Origin of the sequence: Labrys methylaminiphilus subsp. lupini, assembly GCF_051161885.1 — a bacterium.
Lineage (GTDB): Bacteria > Pseudomonadota > Alphaproteobacteria > Rhizobiales > Labraceae > Labrys.
Genome location: NZ_JBMDIH010000001.1, coordinates 3,293,298 through 3,311,168 on the forward strand (window position 1 = coordinate 3,293,298; position 17,871 = coordinate 3,311,168).

At 64.2% G+C, this 17,871-nt stretch carries 19 protein-coding genes; 10 read left to right on the forward strand and 9 right to left on the reverse strand.

Going from position 1 to position 17,871, the window contains the following annotated elements; all coding sequences use genetic code 11:
- The first annotated feature begins 60 nt into the window (after positions 1–60).
- The 6 genes from purD to ACN6KF_RS15585 all read left to right on the forward strand — a co-directional run bounded on the left by purD (position 61) and on the right by ACN6KF_RS15585 (position 5,725).
- A complete protein-coding gene (purD, locus tag ACN6KF_RS15560; RefSeq protein WP_434957705.1) occupies positions 61–1,332 on the forward strand; it encodes a phosphoribosylamine--glycine ligase in 1,272 nt (423 codons plus the stop codon).
- A gap of 1 nt (position 1,333) precedes the next feature.
- Entirely contained in the window at positions 1,334–2,185 is an 852-nt protein-coding gene (locus ACN6KF_RS15565) for a patatin-like phospholipase family protein (protein ID WP_434957706.1), read from the forward strand.
- A 139-nt stretch (positions 2,186–2,324) separates the two neighbouring features.
- Entirely contained in the window at positions 2,325–3,197 is an 873-nt protein-coding gene (locus ACN6KF_RS15570; RefSeq protein WP_434957707.1) for a TIGR01459 family HAD-type hydrolase, read from the forward strand.
- A 5-nt stretch (positions 3,198–3,202) separates the two neighbouring features.
- Positions 3,203–4,162, forward strand: a complete 960-nt coding sequence (locus tag ACN6KF_RS15575; protein WP_434957708.1) for a bifunctional riboflavin kinase/FAD synthetase — start codon at positions 3,203–3,205, stop codon at positions 4,160–4,162.
- Positions 4,159–4,929 carry a pyrroline-5-carboxylate reductase gene (locus tag ACN6KF_RS15580; RefSeq protein WP_434957709.1) on the forward strand — a complete coding sequence of 257 codons (771 nt, stop codon included), beginning with the start codon at positions 4,159–4,161 and terminating at the stop codon, positions 4,927–4,929. The genes ACN6KF_RS15575 and ACN6KF_RS15580 overlap by 4 nt, the downstream gene beginning before the upstream one ends.
- A 106-nt stretch (positions 4,930–5,035) precedes the next feature.
- Positions 5,036–5,725, forward strand: coding sequence for a DUF4336 domain-containing protein (locus ACN6KF_RS15585; RefSeq protein WP_434957710.1), 690 nt, complete (start codon positions 5,036–5,038; stop codon positions 5,723–5,725).
- Positions 5,726–5,733: 8 nt separating this feature from the next.
- Here the strand turns inward: ACN6KF_RS15585 and ACN6KF_RS15590 are convergent, their stop codons facing one another.
- The 4 genes from ACN6KF_RS15590 to ACN6KF_RS15605 form a co-directional block, all read right to left on the reverse strand.
- Entirely contained in the window at positions 5,734–6,672 is a 939-nt protein-coding gene (locus ACN6KF_RS15590; RefSeq protein ID WP_434957711.1) for a DMT family transporter, read from the reverse strand.
- Between the two features lie 15 nt (positions 6,673–6,687).
- Positions 6,688–7,263: a TetR/AcrR family transcriptional regulator gene (locus ACN6KF_RS15595; protein ID WP_434957712.1), complete on the reverse strand. Its 576-nt coding sequence runs from the start codon at positions 7,261–7,263 to the stop codon at positions 6,688–6,690.
- An 89-nt stretch (positions 7,264–7,352) separates the two neighbouring features.
- Positions 7,353–7,751: a VOC family protein gene (locus tag ACN6KF_RS15600; protein ID WP_434957713.1), complete on the reverse strand. Its 399-nt coding sequence runs from the start codon at positions 7,749–7,751 to the stop codon at positions 7,353–7,355.
- A 216-nt stretch (positions 7,752–7,967) separates the two neighbouring features.
- The gene (locus tag ACN6KF_RS15605; RefSeq protein ID WP_434957714.1) at positions 7,968–9,803 is read right to left on the reverse strand and encodes a glycoside hydrolase family 15 protein; all 1,836 of its coding nucleotides are present in this window, start codon (positions 9,801–9,803) and stop codon (positions 7,968–7,970) included.
- Between the two features lie 501 nt (positions 9,804–10,304).
- Here ACN6KF_RS15605 and ACN6KF_RS15610 point away from each other — a divergent pair.
- Positions 10,305–10,928 carry a response regulator transcription factor gene (locus ACN6KF_RS15610; RefSeq protein ID WP_434957715.1) on the forward strand — a complete coding sequence of 208 codons (624 nt, stop codon included), beginning with the start codon at positions 10,305–10,307 and terminating at the stop codon, positions 10,926–10,928.
- Positions 10,929–11,069: 141 nt separating this feature from the next.
- On the forward strand, positions 11,070–12,335 hold the full coding sequence (locus tag ACN6KF_RS15615) for a hypothetical protein (protein WP_434957716.1): 1,266 nt from the start codon (positions 11,070–11,072) through the stop codon (positions 12,333–12,335).
- On the opposite strand, the gene ACN6KF_RS15620 is transcribed toward ACN6KF_RS15615, so the two are convergent.
- From ACN6KF_RS15620 to ACN6KF_RS15630, 3 genes are read right to left on the reverse strand one after another with little or no spacing between them, the layout of a single operon-like run.
- Positions 12,310–12,930 carry a hypothetical protein gene (locus tag ACN6KF_RS15620; protein WP_434957717.1) on the reverse strand — a complete coding sequence of 207 codons (621 nt, stop codon included), beginning with the start codon at positions 12,928–12,930 and terminating at the stop codon, positions 12,310–12,312. The genes ACN6KF_RS15615 and ACN6KF_RS15620 overlap by 26 nt on opposite strands.
- A complete protein-coding gene (locus tag ACN6KF_RS15625) occupies positions 12,917–13,480 on the reverse strand; it encodes a hypothetical protein (RefSeq protein ID WP_434957718.1) in 564 nt (187 codons plus the stop codon). Before ACN6KF_RS15625 ends, ACN6KF_RS15620 begins: the two co-directional genes overlap by 14 nt.
- Positions 13,477–14,085: a hypothetical protein gene (locus ACN6KF_RS15630; protein WP_434957719.1), complete on the reverse strand. Its 609-nt coding sequence runs from the start codon at positions 14,083–14,085 to the stop codon at positions 13,477–13,479. Before ACN6KF_RS15630 ends, ACN6KF_RS15625 begins: the two co-directional genes overlap by 4 nt.
- A gap of 173 nt (positions 14,086–14,258) precedes the next feature.
- Here ACN6KF_RS15630 and ACN6KF_RS15635 point away from each other — a divergent pair, with 173 nt between their 5' ends.
- The gene (locus tag ACN6KF_RS15635; protein WP_434957720.1) at positions 14,259–15,911 is read left to right on the forward strand and encodes an FAD-binding dehydrogenase; all 1,653 of its coding nucleotides are present in this window, start codon (positions 14,259–14,261) and stop codon (positions 15,909–15,911) included.
- A gap of 48 nt (positions 15,912–15,959) precedes the next feature.
- On the opposite strand, the gene ACN6KF_RS15640 is transcribed toward ACN6KF_RS15635, so the two are convergent.
- Entirely contained in the window at positions 15,960–16,301 is a 342-nt protein-coding gene (locus ACN6KF_RS15640) for a hypothetical protein (RefSeq protein WP_434957721.1), read from the reverse strand.
- 188 nt (positions 16,302–16,489) lie between these two features.
- Here ACN6KF_RS15640 and ACN6KF_RS15645 point away from each other — a divergent pair, with 188 nt between their 5' ends.
- A complete protein-coding gene (locus ACN6KF_RS15645) occupies positions 16,490–16,804 on the forward strand; it encodes a DUF6665 family protein (RefSeq protein WP_434957722.1) in 315 nt (104 codons plus the stop codon).
- A gap of 13 nt (positions 16,805–16,817) precedes the next feature.
- On the opposite strand, the gene ACN6KF_RS15650 is transcribed toward ACN6KF_RS15645, so the two are convergent.
- Positions 16,818–17,513, reverse strand: a complete 696-nt coding sequence (locus ACN6KF_RS15650) for a GntR family transcriptional regulator (protein ID WP_434957723.1) — start codon at positions 17,511–17,513, stop codon at positions 16,818–16,820.
- Positions 17,514–17,871: the final 358 nt, after the last annotated feature.

Genomic DNA, 17,871 nt, shown 5'->3' on the forward strand with positions numbered 1-17,871 from the left:
GGCGCCCGATCGGGCAAAGGTCCGGCCAATGAGTTTCAGCACTTCGAGCAGGCGGTGACGATGAACATTCTTCTGATCGGATCGGGCGGGCGCGAACATGCCCTGGCCTGGGCTGTTTCGGCGAGCCCGCTTTGCGAGAGGCTCTATGCCGCGCCCGGCAATCCCGGCATGGAGGAATGTGCGATCTGCGCCGCCGTCGACGCGACCGACCATCAGGCCGTCATCGCCTTCTGCCGCGAGAACGAGATCGACTTCGTGGTCGTGGGTCCGGAGGCTCCGCTGGTTGCCGGCCTGGTCGACGATCTCGCTGCTGCCGGCATCAAGGCCTTCGGCCCTTCCAAGGCCGCCGCCCAGCTCGAGGGCTCCAAGGGCTACACCAAGGACCTCTGCCAGGAATTCTCCATCCCGACTGCTGCCTACCGCCGCTTCACCGACGCTGCCGCCGCGCGCACCTATGTCCGCGAACAGGGTGCACCAATCGTGATCAAGGCCGATGGCCTGGCCGCCGGCAAAGGTGTGGTGGTGGCGATGACCCTGGAAGAGGCTCTCGCCGCCGTCGATGCCATCTTCGCTGGCAGCGTCGGAGAAGCCGGCCACGAGGTGGTGGTCGAGCAGTTCCTCGACGGCGAGGAGGCGAGCTTCTTCGCCCTGTGCGACGGTACCACCGCCATTCCCCTCATCTCCGCGCAGGACCACAAGCGCGCCTTCGATGGTGACAAAGGCCCAAATACCGGCGGTATGGGTGCCTACTCCCCTGCCCCCATCATGACGCCCGAGATGGAAGAGCGCGTGATGGAGACCATCATTCGCCCCACGGTCCAGGCCATGGCCGCCCGTGGCACGCCCTTCAAGGGCGTGCTCTTCGCCGGCCTGATGATCACCAAGGACGGGCCTGAGCTGATCGAATACAATGTTCGCTTCGGCGATCCGGAAACGCAGGTGCTGATGCCGCGGCTGCGCTCGGATCTCTTGCCGGCCCTGATCGCTTCGGCCGACGGCGTGCTCTCCACCATCTCGCTGCGCTGGAAGACCGATGCGGCGCTGTGCGTTGTGATGGCGACCAAGGGCTATCCCGGCAGCTTCCTCCGTGGTTCGGAAATCCGGGGCCTCGCCAAGGCGGCCTCGCTCGATGAGGTGTTGGTCTTCCATGCCGGCACCAAGCGCTCGGGCGATCACATCCTGGCCAATGGCGGGCGCGTGCTCGGCATCACTGCCAGCGGCAAGAGCGTGGCAGAGGCGCAGAAGCGCGCCTATGAGGCCGTCGATCTCGTCGACTGGCCCGAAGGTTTCAGCCGCCGCGACATCGGCTGGCGTGCCATAGGCAAGGCCTGACATGACGACCACGGTCAAGAGTTCTGCCAAGACCGTGGCATTGGCCCTGGGCGGTGGCGGAGCACGCGGCCTCGCCCATATCCCCATGCTGGAGGTCTTCGACGAACTCGGCATCCGGCCGGTCGCCATGGCCGGCACCTCGATGGGAGCGATCTACGCCGCCGCCTATGCCGCCGGCCTCTCGGCCGCCGAACTCCATGCCTATACGCTCGCCACGCTCGCCGACCGGCGCGGCACCCGCAGCAAGCTGATGGCGGCCCGCACCGGGCGGTTGGCCGATCTGTTCTCCGGCCTCGGCAATCCGGTGATGATCGATGCCGAAGCCTTCTGCGAAGCCTTTCTCCCTGAAGCCGTCCCCCAGACCTTCTCCGAGCTTGCCGTCCCGCTCACCATCGTGGCCACCGACTATTACGGTCGTCGCGAACGGGCGTTCACCTCGGGCCCGTTGCGCCAAGCCGTCGCCGCCTCCATGGCGATCCCTGGCGCAATCCGGCCGGTGCGCATCGACGGCCAGGTGCTGATCGACGGCGCCACCGTCAATCCGCTGCCGCTCGACCATCTCGCCGGCAAGGCCGATATCCTCGTGGGCATCGATGTCTCCGGCGCAGCCACCATCGCCATGGAGACCGATATGCCCGGCACCTTGGAGGCGATGTTCGGCGCCCTGCAGATCATGCAGGCGGCGATCGTCGACGCCAAGGCCGCCCATTATCGTCCCGACATCCTGATCCGGCCCAATGTCGGCAGCATCCGCGCCCTCGATTTCGCCCGTTCCAGCGTGGTCTTTCGCCTGGCGCGGCCAGCCAAGGATGAATTGAAGAGACGCCTCGGCGAACTTATGGAAAGCCCATAAGGCGTAAACCGGGCCGGCGGCCCAGCGAGCGCACAAGCCTGCGCGGCCCCTTGTCTCTTCCCAGCCCGGCTTCGAGGGCTTATGTGAGGGACACCGACATCCTGCCGCCCCTGACTTCATTCGACCGAAAGGCCCTGTCTTGGCTTCCTCGCCCCGTCTCATCCATGGCTTTCGCGAGATTGCCAGCGCCTATGACCTGATCTTCTGCGACATCTGGGGCGTCATCCACAATGGCCACAGGGTGTTCGACGGCGTTGCCGATGCGCTCATCGCCTATCGCCGGCAGGGCGGCACCGTGGTGCTGGTCTCCAATGCGCCGCGGCCGGCCCAGTCGGTGATGCCGCAGCTCGACCGGCTCGGCCTGCCTCGCGAATGCTGGGATGCCATCGTCACCTCGGGCGACGTGACACGGGCGCAGATCGCCGCCGTGGCAGCCAAAAAGGTCTTCCATCTCGGCCCGGATCGCGACAGGCCGCTTTATGAGGGCCTCGGCATCCGTTTCGCCGACACGGCCGAGGCAGCCGAAGTGGTTGTGTGCACCGGCCTGTTCGACGACACCACGGAGACGCCGGAGACCTACAGGGACATGCTGGCTGGCTTCAAGGCACGTGATGTGCCGATGATCTGCGCCAATCCTGACCTCATCGTCGATCGCGGCGGCACCATCATCTATTGCGCCGGGGCGCTGGCAGAAGCCTATCGCGCCGTCGGCGGCGAGGTGGCCATTTGCGGCAAGCCCTACAAGCCGATCTATGACGCCGCCTTCGAGGCCGCCGCCTCGCTCCGCGGCAAACCGACACCCTCCGAGCGCACTTTGGCCATCGGCGATTCGGTCCGGACCGACCTCGCCGGCGCAGCCGCCATCGGGTGCGGCGCGCTGTTCATCTCCGGCGGCATCCATGCGCTCGAAGCCGGTCACGAAGGCGATGGCGTCGACCCCGAGGCGCTCGCCGCCTTCCTCGCCGACAAGGGCGTCATTCCCGACGCGGTCATGCCGCGGCTGATCTGGTAGACATCATGGCCTTCGAGCAGTTTCTCGATCCCGTCACCTTACCCTCGCGTCTCACCGGCGCCGCCATCGCGATCGGCAATTTCGATGGCGTGCATCGCGGCCACCTGGCGGTAATCGAGGCAGTCGAGGCTCTCGCCAGGGGCTCGCAGCCGGGACCCCATCATCGGCCGCGCCCCGCCATCGCCCTCAGTTTCGAGCCGCATCCGCGCAGCCTGTTCCGGCCGGACGAACCCTTGTTCCGGCTGACCCCGCCCGCCTTGAAGGCCCGCCTCCTGGAGAAGGCCGGCCTTGACGCCCTGGTCACCCTCACCTTCGACCGGGCGCTTGCCGGCATGACGGCGGAGGAATTCCTGGAAGAACTGGTGGTGCGGCGGCTCGGCGCCCATGCCGTCGCCGTGGGTTACGACTTTCATTTCGGCAAGGACCGACGCGGCACCCCTGAATTCCTGGTGCAGCATGGCCGCGCCCTCGGCCTCGACATCGCCATCGTGGCGCCGACGCGCGAGAGCGGCGAGGCGGTATCCTCCTCGGCCATTCGCCGTGCCCTGGCGGCGGGCGACATCACGCGCGCCAATCGCTTGCTCGGCCATGAATGGTCGGTGCTATCAACCGTTGTCCACGGCGAGAAACGAGGCCGCGAGCTCGGCTTTCCCACGGCAAACATGGCGCTCGATCCGCAATGCGGCCTGGCTCTCGGCATCTACGCCGTGCGTGCGATGATCGACGGCGTCGTGCATGCCGGTGTCGCCAGCTTCGGCCGACGCCCGACCTTCGATAATGGCCCGCCCCTGCTGGAAACCTTCGTGTTCGATTATTCCGGCGATCTCTATGGCAAAGAAATCGAGATCGCCTTTGTCGGCTATATCCGCGGCGAGCTGAAATTCGATTCGATCGAGGCGCTGGTCGAGCGCATGAACGAGGATAGCCGCATCGCCCGGCAGATGACGGCACTGGACGCACCATGAAACTCGGATTCATCGGTACGGGCGCGCTGGCATCGGCGATCGTGACCGGCCTCAAATCCGTCGCCGACAATGACGTGTCGGTTCTCCTGTCGCCCCGCAACGAGGCTATTGCCGCCGACCTGGCGTCGCGCTTTGCAGATGTTCGGATCGCAGCCGACAATCAGGCCGTCCTCGACGCCTGCGACACCATCATGCTCGCCGTCCGGCCCCAGATCGCACATGACGTGCTGCCGAGCCTGCGGTTCCATCCGGACCATCGCATCATCAGCCTGATCGCCACCTTGTCCCGCGAGGAGATCACTTCGCTGGTCTCTCCCGCCAGGCATGTCACCAAGGCGCTGCCGATGCCGATGGTCGCCCAGCGACAGGGCCCTACGATCATCTATCCACCCGATCCCGACGTCGTGGCCTTCTTCGCCCGGCTGGGCAAGACGATCGCGGTGGCGGATGTCGGCGAGTTCGATGCGTTGAGCGTCGCCACCGCCACCTTCGCCACCTATTTCAAATATCTCGATACGCTTCACGGCTGGCTGCAGGGCCATGGCGTTGCCGATCCGACGGCCCGCGACTATGTCGCCGCCCTCTTCAAGGCCCTGGCTCACGCTCCGGAAGCCGCGCCCGATGCTGATTTCATGCATCTGGCGCAGGAATATGCCACACGTGGCGGCATCAACGAGCAGGTCCTGCGCGAACTGACCGATCGCAAGCTCTTCGAGACTTTCGCCGAGAGCCTCGACGGCGTGCATCGGCGCATTACCGCGCCCTGAGTGTTCCCTCGGACGAGTTTCGATATCGGTCACGCCGCCATATGGCTGTGGCAAGCCTGGTTGATCATGCGCAAAGCCCCCAAGGGGGAAAGGCGGGATATCGACAATGCTGGAGGATTTCGGCGACGGGATTTGGATTGCGAATGGCCCGACCACCTCGGTGGCCGGCTTTCATTATCCCACCCGCATGGCCGTGATCCGATTATCGGGCGGCGGTCTCTTCGTCTGGTCTCCGATCACCCTTTCGCAAGATCTGCGCGCGCAGGTCGATAAACTGGGCGAGGTGCGTTACCTGGTGCCGCCCAATTCCCTGCACCACCTGTTCCTGGGCGATTGGCAGCGCGCCTATCCGAAGGCCGAAGTCTATGCGCCGCCTGGCCTCAGGGCCAAGCGCAAGGACATCCGATTCGACGGCGATCTCGGCGAGGCCCCCATGCCAACCTGGGCTGGTGACATCGACCATGTCCTCGTGCCGGGCAATCTGATCACGACCGAGGCGGTGTTTTTCCATCATGCGAGCAGAACGGCCCTATTCACCGATCTCATCCAGCATTTCGACGCCGCCTGGTTCGACGGCTGGCGGGCAGTGGTGGCGAAACTCGACCTCATGGTCGCCGCCGAGCCATCGGTGCCCCGGAAGTTCCGCATGGCCTTCGTGAACCGGCCCGCCGCGCGCGATGCCATTAAGCGCATTCTGGCATGGCCGACCGAGAAGGTGCTGATGGCGCATGGCGAGCCTGTAACCGGGGTCGGCCAGGCTTTCCTCGGCAGGGCTTTCACCTGGCTGGTCAAATGATCCGCCGATCAGGCGTCGGGGGTCCGGCGAGCCATGATGGCCGGCGACCGCGCCACGATGACGATACCGGCCAGGGACACCACCAGCCCCGCAACCATGGCCCATGACAGCGGCTCGCCAAACATCAGCCAGGCCCAGATCATCGTCACCGGCGGGCTCAGATAGAGAACCGAGGTGACACGGGTGGGCGACGACTTGCGAAGCGCGATGTAGTAGAGGCTCCAGGCGCCGAAGGTCGCGACGAAAACCAGCCAGAGGATGCCGCCGACAAAGCCGGGATCGAGCCTGGGCAATACGCCGCCCTCATGCCAGGCGAACAACGCAAAGATCGCGGACGCCGACAGGCACTGGATGCACAGGCTCTGATGCACCGGCATGGCGCCGGCCGGGCTGCGCTTCTGCAGCAAGGTCGCCAGGGCCAGCGACAGCGTGCCGAGGACCGGCAGGCCATAGGCCCAGAGCGGCACGTGCCCCATGTCGAGGGACCAGCCCGAAGCGATCAGGACGCCTGCCAGCCCGAGAATGGAACCGAGCCACTGGCGTGCGCTCAGACCTTGCCCAAGCACCGGCCATGACAGCAGCGCCACCGCCAGCGGCAGCATGTCTGCGATCAGGGCGACAAGGCCGGTTGGGACCCCGAAGGCGATCGCCAAGGCGAAACCGGCGAGGTAGCCCGACATGGCCAAAGCGCCGAACAGGATCTGCCGCCAAATGTCTTTCCAGCGCAGCGGCGGCCCGATCGCGAGTGCGAAGGGCAGCAGGACGAGGCCGGAGACCAGGCTTCGCCACAGCAGGATCAGGAAGATCGGTGCATGGTCGATGGCAAACCGCACCCCGACGAATCCGGCGCTCCACGAGACCACCAAGGCGGCCTCGAGCACGAGCAGCGTGGCGACCGCCAAAACCCGGTTCTCCCGGCGACAGGGCGCGGTGACGGCTTCGCTCATCGGTGCGGCCCAGCCTCAGAATTGATCGAGAATCGAGGCGGCGATCCTGCGCGCGGTTTTCAGGCGCCCGTCATGGCCGTCCAGCCCCGCCCGCGCCATCGCGCCTTCGAGCATGAAGGAAAGATGCTCGGCGGTCTCGTCGATCGCCGTGCCTGCGTCCGGCCGCATCTCGCCGAGATAGGCCTTGAACAGCCGCTCGACCTCTTCCTTCTGCGAAGCGACTGACGCGCGGCCGGGATCGCCGACGGGAAGTTCCGCGGCCGCATTGAGGAGCCCACAGCCTCGGAATCCCCAGGCATAAGCCCCTGTCGCATGATCCAGATAGGAATCGAAGATCGCGAGCACCCGTTCCTGGGGGGTCGCTGCAGCCTTGAGTCGTTCCTGATAGATCCCCCGCCATTCGGCATGGCGCCCCTGGAGATAGGCGTTCACGAGATCCGCCTTCGAGGAGAAATTGTTGTAGAGGCTCATCTTGGCGACCCCCGCGCGTGCCGTGATGGCATCGATCCCCGTCGCACCAACCCCTTCGCGATAGAAGAGTTCAGCTGCCGCCTTCAGCAGACGCTCCCTGGCTGGCATTCTGTCGGTCATGAGCTCGGCTCCAAAATTATGTAGACCGATCTACCTAATTTTGTCTTCTGTCAAGTTCCTTCTTGACGACGGGACGCCCCCGCGAGTGCCTACTCTTCGGATTTACAGACAGCCTCGATGCGATGACCGTCCGGATCGATCACGAAAGCGGCAAAATAGGTCGGGCCGTAATGAGCACGAAGACCGGGCGCACCATTGTCGAGGCCGCCATGCACGAGGGCCGCCTGGTGAAATTGCGAAACGGCCGGGCGGCTGGAGGCGCCAAAAGCGAGGTGAAAGCCCGCTCCCGGCGAGCGCGCACTCTTGGCACGCAGCTTGATCGTGAATTTGTCGCCACCGCCGGGCATCCCGTAGCCGACCGCCTGATCCGGATCACCCGGCTCTAAGTCCTCCCAGACCCGCATATAACCGAGCGCTCCGAGAACGGCGTCGTAGAATGCCGCGGAACGCTGGATGTCCGCGACGCCGAAGGAGATATGATGCAGCATGTCGGGCTTCCCTGAAGCAAAGTGCGATTTCTCCGAACCACACTTTTCTCTAACTCTTTGTTTCCAAGCCAATCCAACGGATTGGCTAGAGCGTCTTTGCGATTCTGGGTGACTGCGTCTAATCGCAAAACGCTTTAGCCAGCGGCCGGTCGACGCCGGCGGGAATCACCCGGCGATCATAATGCGTCATGTCTCCCGAGTGCCTGCCGGTGATGATCAGACGGCATCCGCCTGCGACACGGCCTCTCCGCTCGCCTCGACCCGCTCTTCGGCGGGACCGGTATGCCGCGCAAGATTGAGGGCAGTGTTGATCAGCCCGATATGGCTGAAGGCCTGCGGAAAGTTGCCGAGCATGCGCTCTGCGATCGGATCATATTCCTCCGACAGCAGCCCCACATCGTTGCAAAGGCCCACCAGCCGCTCATAGAGGCGGCGCGCGTCGTCCTCGCGGCCCTGCAGCACGTAGACATCCGCCAGCCAGAAGGTGCAGACCAGGAAGGCACCCTCGCCCGGCGGCAAGCCGTCATCGACGTGGTCGGTGTTGTAGCGCAACAGGAAACCATCACGCATGAGCATGTTCTCGACCGCCTTGACCGTGCCGATCACCCGAGGGTCATCCGCCGGCAGGAAGCCGACAAGCGGGATCTGAAGGAGACTGGCGTCGATCGTCCTGGAGCCATAGGCCTGCACGAAACTATCGAGATTGGTATCGAAGGCCTTGCTGCAGACATCTTGGTGAATCTCGTCGGCCACGCGCTGGCAGTGCTCGGCAAAGGCAGGCCTGTCACCGGATTTGATCGCCATGTTGGCAGCCCGGTGGAAGGCGACCCAGGCCATCACTTTGGAATGGGTGAAATGCTGCGCCCCGCCGCGCACCTCCCAGATCCCCTCGTCAGGGCGGCGCCAGGCCGTTTCGAGGAAGTTCATGATGACTTCGCTGAGCGCCCGCGTCCTGGGGTGACGCGCCAGGCCGCCCGCGGCCGCCTGCATCATGGCATCAGCGACCTCGCCATAGACGTCGAGTTGGAATTGCTCGGCGGCGGCATTGCCAATCCGCACCGGCCGCGAGCCCTCATAGCCGCTGAGCCAATGGGGCTCCCATTCCAGCAGGTTCCGCTCGCCCGACAGGCCATACATGATCTGCATCTGCTCGGGCGCGCCAGCGATAGCCCGCATCAGCCATTCACGCCAGGCGGAAGCCTCCTCGTAATAGCCGAGCTTCATGAAGGCCTGCAGCGTCATGGTAGCATCGCGCAGCCAGCAATAGCGGTAATCCCAGTTGCGCGGGCCGCCGATCTGTTCAGGCAGCGAGGTGGTGGCTGCCGCCACGATGCCGCCCGTCGGCATATAAGTGAGTGCCTTCAGGGTGATCAGCGAGCGTTTGACGACATCGGTCCAGGCACCGACCGATGGGCAGCGCCCGGCAAAATCGCGCCAATAGCTCTCCGTATTCGTCAGCGCGGTCTGGACATCCGGCTGGGCTAGAGGCGGCGTCGTGGAAGGACTGTAGGTCAGGACGAACGGCACCTGTTCACCGGCGCTGACCTTGAACGTGCCGGCGGTATGCAGATCTTCGCCTTCCAGGGGCACCGGGGTCGAGAGAATCAGCCGATCGGGTCCGGCCACGGCCGTGATGGTGCCGTCATCGGCCCGGGTAACCCAGGGCACGGTACGGCCATAGTCGAAGCGCACGACGAAATCGATGCTGAAATCGACGCTGCCCTTCTGGCCGACCACCAGCCGGATGAGGTCGTTGCTGCCATCGCGTAACGGCATGAAGTCGATCAAGGTGGCAACGCCCTCCTCCGTTTCGAATGTCGTTTCGAGGATGAGGGTATCGGGCCGATAGCGGCGGCTGACGCGGGCCTTCCTGTCGGTGGCGGCAATACGCCAGCGCCCATTCTCCGACGTGCCGAGCAAGGCCGCAAAACTGGCGGGCGAGTCGAAGCGAGGAAAGCAAAGCCAGTCGATGGAACCGTCGCGGGAGACGAGGGCTGCCGTTTCGCAATCACCAATCAGGGCGTAGTCTTCAATCCGAGACGTCAAGGGCATCACTCCTTTTGACAAATGGGGATGAGGCTTGGCTATTCTCTTGTCCTGAATGCGGCGATTTAGCGCCAAAAACGCAATTCATCCCCGATTTGGTCCGTTCAGGCTCCGGCACCACCCTGTCCCTGGTTCGGCATGGAGGCAATCGCCCACACTCTTTAGCTCGTTGCTCTCGACCATGACTACCCCTGCCCTTTGCCGCAAGCTCGTCAATTTGATGCCTCGGCGGGGTTTCGCAGCACGCAGCCGCGCGAGAGACCCAAAGAAAGCCACGAAAGTATAGGCTGGTAACGGGATAGTATGATTAACACATCACGCGAGGTAAAATATTACTTTTGTGGCAAAAATAATCCAATCCTAAAGACTTAATTTCAATGGATTGAAGTTATGAAGATTACAATATATAGGTGAATTATATACTTTTATTAAAGCATGTCTTCGGCAACGAGAGTATATTAACTATCCTTGAAACAAGGAGGAAAATAGACTTACTGAGGAATCCGCATGAGCGATCTGCAATATGTTGGCAATATAGCCTTGATCAGCAGCAATGTATTAATACGGGATTGCCTCAATTTTATTCTTACTCTTAATTTTCCACAATACAGAATACAAGTATTTTATGCCGTAGATGAATGGGGCATTTCTTCTTCGCCTGTGCAGACGCGATTGGTGATCCTGCACGACCGGGGGTATATGGATGCCTCAAGGACCCTGGCGACCGCGCGCGCCAATGACCCCCACATTCCCGTGCTCGTCCTCGCAAATGCCAGCGACGCGGCGAGCATCGTCCAGGCTATCGATCTGGGCGCCAGAGGCTATGTCCCCAGTTCCTTGCCCGTCAGCGATCTGATCTTTGCGGTGAACCGCATCCTGGCGGGAGGAACGTTCGTTCCGCCTGAAACGAAGTTCGGCAAACAGGCATGGAAGCCCCTGACGCCTCGGCAATTGTCCATTGTCGCCGCCATCCGGCAAGGCAAGACCAATGCGCAAATAGGAAAAGAGCTCGGCATCAGCGAAAGCACCGTCAAGGTGCATGTCCGCCGAATCATGAAGCAGATGCAGGTCATCAACCGGACGGCTATCGCCCATCGATCGAAGGACATTCTGTCCACCGACGAGGATTAGGGCGTTTCGGCTTAAACGCACCTTGCTCTAGAGGCAGTGGTGTCGATGCAGATGCGAGGGCCTTGGCGAGCACAGCCTTCGATTGCTATGGTTCACACCGAAATGGGCACCGCGGCGTGTCGGCATCGTGAGGTTGCAAATTTGTCGGCGCTCGCCAAGCTTCCACCCACATGGATGGCGCTGCTGCGGCGCTACTGGCCGCATTTGATGGCGCTCTGGCTGGTTGGCGTGTTGGCCGAGGACGTGTTGACCGAAATCGCCGTGCGTGTCGGCTTCCTCAACCAACTGGCCGGGCTCTCGACGCTCACATTGGTGGTGCTGGTCAAGCTGGTGGTGATCGTCGCCCTGTTCGAGATCGTCCGACCGGGGCTGCCCTCGCTGCAAGCCGCGGCCAAGGCCGCCGAAACATCGCACGCCGACAGGCCCGAAGGAGAATCGGCCGGCTTCACTACGGCGCTCTCCCTGGCCTTGGTTCCCTTCTTCGCCTTCTACGCAGCCTGGGGCTTTCTCGGCGACACGGTCCGCGAATATTCCAAGCTCGCGCTCGACCTCACCCCCTTTGGCCAGAACGCGCGTATCCTCGAGGTGAGTGGCGGCTGGCTCCTTCTGGCCTCCGTGGCCATCGCCTGGCTGGTACGGCTCGGCGCCAAGCAGATGCACAAGCGCTCCAAACATGTGTTCTGGCCGTTTCTGATCGTGGTGTGCGAAGCGAATTGGGCTTTCATTGCGCTCTATGTGCTGTCCAACTGGCACAATGAGATCATGGCGTGGGTCTCGCACCTGCCCGAGACCTTGAATGGCTGGCTGTTCCCAGCCGCGCGAGCCGCGGCGATCGCACCGCCCGTGGAGTATGCGCCCGCCTCGTGGTTCGACATGCTGTCGGCCCTGTTTATCTATGCGCTCTATCCCATGGTCTGGCTGACGCTGGCCGCCCTGGTCTACGGCTATGACATCGGCCGGGCAGGCCTGCCGGTTGAAGGTCGCTGGAGCAAAGCAATCGGGCATTGGGGCCGATTGCCCAAGTTCTTGCGCGATTTTCTCACCCATTTCGTGGCTGGTACAGCCAAGCGCTACCGCGCGCTTGCAGAGGGCGTCGGCCTGACCTTCGGCACGGGCCTTACCCTCGTCGTCACCGTCATCGTCGCCTTCCGTCTCCTCGACTGGAGCGCGGCCTGGGCCTGGTACGGTGCTGCACGCCTGATCGGGCCGCATGAAATCGGCCTTTGGCAGATCATCGCCCATGCCCTCTCCGTCTTGCTGGGCAGTCCAAGTGCGCCCGGCAACGGAGCGTTGGTCATGCCCTTGAAGATCACCCTGCTCGCCGCAGGATTGGAGACGGGCTTTGCTCAGGGACGGCAGTGGCGTAGCGCCCGTCGGCCGATCAGCGCAATTCCAGCGGGAAGCTGAGGGCGTCCGGCAGGGCCGAACGGAAGGAGAGGCGCGCAGAAAGCCCCGCAGCGGCCTCGGCCGGGATCAGGAACTTCTCTTCGACCAAAGTTGGCTGGCCATCCAGCCCGATGGAGCGAGAGGCTTCCAGGCACCCCGCCACGGGCGTCGCCGTCGGCTCCAGCGCGCGGCTGATGTCTCGGGACAAGACGAAGGATAGCGGGCTCCAGCGCTGCCCCCCGCCATCGACCAGGGTCAGGCTGCAGCCCATCCAGGCCGACTGCCGATCCGCTTCATCGATGATCTTCCCGTCAGGTACCGCCTTGAGGCGAACAATGAGAAGCTTTCGGTCTTTCGATAGGGGCAACCGCGCGCCTTCGCCGCCATCGACGAGTTGTGCCGATGCGAGCGACCAGGTAGCGCGGGCATAGGGAGCGGCCTCACCCGGCTTGACAGCGGCGATACGAAACTCATGCGAAGCGAGATAGTCCGTGATGTCGACCCGGGCACCGAAGGCGAAAACGGCGACAAAAAGCACGGGTATCGCAATCATGCTGCGCCAATACCAGCGCGCCGCAGGCCGGCCTTCGGGAGCTGCCTGTTCAGAGAGGGTCACGGCCGATCTCCAGGACGGTACGACGGATGGCGGTGCCCCCATCCAGCGCCACGGCGAGCTGGGATGTGAGCCGGGGAAAGACTTCCCGCGAGACCACCAGTTCCGCACCCGCGAGTTCATCGGCTGGCAGTTCGAACACGAAAAGGCCACGCTGCCGCAGGCCGGGCTGCAATTCCTTGCCGGAGAGCAACTGAGACATGCCTTCGATCCGGGGGCTCTGCATATAGGTCCGCCCGCTTGCTCCCCGAAGCGCGACACCACCCAGCATCAGAGAGCGCTGTTTGCCCGACACGTCGGCGGCGACCACCGCCCAGATGCCGCCGGTGCCACGCTCGACCCTCTTGCCATAGCGCTGGAAGATCAGCAGCTCGGACAGGATCAGCCTGTCCACCTTGAGACTGAACTCGCTGGTCCCGGCGCGCGTCCCCTGCCTGCCGGCCGTCTCGATCGGGCCAGTGAGGACGGCATAGCCAGGCGTCGTCCAGCGCAGCAGCGCCAGCACGGCAATGCCGATCAGCACGATCGCCACGGTGACGGCGGCATTCTTCATCCCGGGCTCCCCGCGGCATTGAGCGGTACGCTCACGCGCGCGACGTCATGCGGGTTGAACCAGCCCGGGGCACCATAGAGATTGTCCCTTGGCTTGAAGGTCGCGCCGGCCACGGTGAGCTCCAGAGCCTTGGGCAAAGCACCATCGCCCGGCAGGGTCCAGACGGCCTGCAGGCGTTCCGGCAGGCGAGGCTGCAAATCCATCAGCCGCTCCTTGTCGCGGACGAGGTAGAAATCCGGTCCCTCGGCATTGGCCACATTGGTGAGCTTCAGGATGCCGGCGACGGCATTGGAAGTGCGCTCCGTCCGGTTGGTGAGCACGAGCTCGAGCACCACGGCCCGGCGCCCGGCCTTGATCGGGCGACCGTCGGGCAACGCCGTGGCGAGGGCGGCCGAGTTCGGCGTGACGAGCCAGCGCCCCGCCTCGACCGCCTGCCCGGCCGTCATGACCGGCACTTGCTCGGGATTGCGCAGGTGATAGAGCGAGGCGCCCAGCGAAATCGCCGCCGCTGCAAAACCGCCGATGCCGGTCAGCACCTTCGCCTTGAGGCTCTGGCGCGAAAACCCGGCGCGCAGCTTCGACAATGTCCCGTTTGCATCGGCCATGAAACCGACTTAGTCGCTGAACGTCGCCTGGGCAAGATGCCGCGAACGGGGAGAAGACCGGACTCGCGCGCATTTTCTGCGCCATGCACGCGTCATGATCGTCACATTCACCGGGTTCTGCCGTCGCGGCATTCAGAGCATGATGCCTGATGTCGCGAGTCGCGGGAGGGAAGATGGCCGATGCGGATGCCATTGTCGTGGGGGCGGGCCTGGCCGGGCTGGTCGCGGCCACCGAGCTCACCACCGCCGGAAAGCGGGTGATCCTGCTCGACCAGGAGCCGCGCCAGAATCTGGGCGGCCAGGCCTTCTGGTCGCTCGGCGGCCTCTTCCTGGTCGACAGCCCCGAACAGCGCCGCCTCGGCATCAAGGACAGTTTCGAGCTCGCCTTGCAGGACTGGATCGGCACGGCAGCCTTCGACCGCGAGGAGGATTACTGGCCTCGACGCTGGGCCGAGGCCTATCTCGCCTTCGCGGCCGGCGAGAAACGTGCCTGGCTGCGATCGATGGGCCATCGGATTTTCCCGGTCGTCGGCTGGGCCGAACGCGGCGGCGGCAGCGCCGGTGGCCCGGGCAATTCGGTGCCGCGCTTCCACCTCACCTGGGGCACGGGTCCGGGCGTGGTCGAGCCTTTCGAAAGGCTCGCATCGGCGGCCGAATCGGAAGGCAGGCTGGCGCTGCGGTTTCGCCATCGCGTCGACGGCCTGATTCGGAGCAGCGGTGCGATCACCGGCGTGGAGGGCAGCCTGCTCGCTCCCAGCGAAGTCCCGCGCGGGGTCGCCACATCACGCGAGGTGGTGGGTCACTTCTCCCTGACCGCACCGGTGACGATCATCGCCAGCGGCGGTATCGGCGGCGACCTCGATCTGGTGCGCCGCCATTGGCCGCGGCGCCTCGGCCAACCACCAGAGACGATGGTCACCGGTGTCCCCGCTTATGTCGACGGGCGCATGCTCGCCCTCGCGGCACAGGCCGGGGCACGGCTGATCAATCGCGACCGCATGTGGCACTATGTCGAAGGTCTCAGGAACTGGGATCCGATCTGGCCCGGGCACGGCATCCGCATCCTCCCCGGCCCCTCCTCGCTCTGGCTTGACGCGCGCGGCAACCGCCTGCCCGGCCCGCTCTATCCGGGCTTCGACACACTGGGAACGCTGGCCCATCTGCGCACCACCGGCTTCGACCATAGCTGGTTCATCCTGACCCAGAGCATCATCCGCAAGGAATTCGCACTATCGGGCTCGGAGCAGAACCCCGACCTCACCGGCCGCGACTGGAAATTGACGCTACGCCGCGCCATCGGCCGGCGGGCGACCGGACCGGTGGAGGCCTTCAAGCAGCATGGCGCCGATTTCGTGGTGGACGAGGATCTCGAACGCCTCGTCGCCGGCATGAACACCCTGACGAAAGAACCCCTGCTCGACGCCGCCGCGATACGGCAGCTGATCGAGGCGCGCGACCGCGACCTTGCCAACGGCTTCGGCAAGGACGGCCAGATCATGGCTATCCGCAATGCCCGACATTATCTCGGCGACCGGCTGATCCGCACGGCACGGCCGCACGCTTTGCTCGATCCCGCCCACGGGCCCCTGATCGCGGTCAAGCTCAACATCCTCACGCGCAAGACTCTAGGAGGCCTGGAAACCGATCTCGACGGCCGGGTCTTCGGCGAGGATCTCGCTCCTCTGCCCGGTCTTTATGCCGCCGGCGAAGCCGCCGGGTTCGGCGGTGGTGGCATGCACGGCTATCGGGCCCTGGAAGGCTCCTTCCTCGGCGGCTGCCTGTTCAGCGGCCGGCAGGCTGGCCGTGCCGCGGCGGGCGCGGTATAGTCGCGGATCTGGTCTTGGGTGCGCCTCAGGCGCTGCCGAGGAAGCGGCTCACAGGCCGCCGAGGAAGCGGCCGAGATCGACGATGCCGACCGAATAGGCAAGCTGGACCAGGCAAATCGCGGCCGCGACTGCGGCAAGCGCCGTTCGCGGCAACCAGCGCTGCGCCCAAGGCCCGTCATTCCATAAGAGCCTGGCCGTGATGGCCAGGCCGATGCCGGCCAGCACAAGGCCGAGAATGTTGAAGCGCGACTGCGAGACCAATTGCCCGTTCACCGAGAAGCTCTCGGAGGTCCCCACGAACAGCCAGAGAGGCAGAATGCCAAGGACAAGGCCCGCCAATGGCGGGCGCAGACGCTGAAAGGGGGTCTGCGCTGCAAGGGGAAGCTCCATGTCACATCCCTCATGAAGACTGAACCGGGCAGCAGGCACGCTGCCAGCCCATAATTGACCTTGGGAGAAGGCACTCGCTGTTCCAAAAGGGACAGGCGCCGGCAGCACCCTCGCCCCCAGGGCTTCCCGGCGCCAGTTTGCCGCTCGACGATATCGACAAGCGTTCCAGGCGGCGGCAGAATGCCGGCATGAGCATTCGCCTGCCCCAGAACCTCTCCCCTGCTGCCGCGCGTACAGCCCTCGATGTCCTCGGCGCCGAAATCCACGTGGAGAAGGCCGCATCGCTGGGGCGCGCGGGCGAGGCCGCCGGCCGGGCCATGGCGGCGCTGCTGCGTGCGGCGCCCGACGATCCAGACCGCCCAAATCTGTTGGCTGAGGCCGTCGACGCGGTCTATGGCTATTTCATCCAGAGGGAGCTGATGGGCATGGCCTCCCATGGCGGTGTCATCCGCGAGCTCAAGATACCGCCCGAAGTGCTGGCGAGACTGGGCGTCAGGCGCTGACGCGTCCGATCACTTACAAGTCACCGATGCTGCCATCAGCCAGGCGCCGCGCATAGACGGCAAGGACCAGGCGCTCGGAATGGACGAGGTAATCGCCGAGCAATGCCGCCGCCTTTTCGAAACTGCCAGCTTCAGCCAGTTCGAGAATGGCGAGGTTCCTGTCGACGAAGGGAGCGTGCAGGAATTCGGCATCCTGCAGCATGCCGAAGGCGAGCCGCAGCTCGGCCAGGACCTGGGCGAACAACAGGTTCAACCTTTCGCTGTCGGCCAGTTCCACTACGGCCATATGAAAGGCCATGTTGGCGGTACCCACTCCAGGCCAGTCATCCGCCACCCGGCAACGCATGGCCTCTTCGAATGCATCGCGCATGCGCTTCTTGGCAGGATGGCGCGGATAGGCCTGCGCGAGAGCCTGACACTCGATCAGGCGCCGGACCCGGTAGATGTCGATGATCGAGGCGATACTCGGCACCGCCACGAACACACCGCGATTGGGAACATGCCTGAGCAGGCCATCCTTCGTCAGCACCCGGAAGACCTCGCGCAGCGTGTTGCGGGAAATGGCAAGATCATCGCTGAGCGCCTGCTCGGACAGCCGCTGCCCGGGCGCGAGTTCGCCTTGGGTGATCTTGCGCCGCAATTGCTCGGCGACGCGTTCGCCCAGCGTCAGGGCGAATGCCGCGGGACGGGGATCACCCCGCGGGGTCATGGGCGGTGCCTGGTGCCATTGTCCGATCTTCACTCAACGCTGCCATTCCGACTGTCCATGACGCCGGGCTGGATTGTAGGGCAATCCTGGGGATTCACAACGAGGCAGCGCCAAGATCTCGACAGGGATGGACCGTGGAGCTCCCCTTTGAGCGGAAGATGCGCTGGCCGGCGAGCCACACAAGGCCATCCCTGCGCAGACTAAAGCCCACCTGCCACCGGCTGCGGATTGGGCAGACCTGCCGCCTGCCCTTTCGGCCCCGCTTTTTGATCGCTCGGGAGCATCGACATATTGTTGAACAATATTAGTGTTACGTTCAATCAAAATGCTTGATCAAGCCATCAATTTAGATGATATT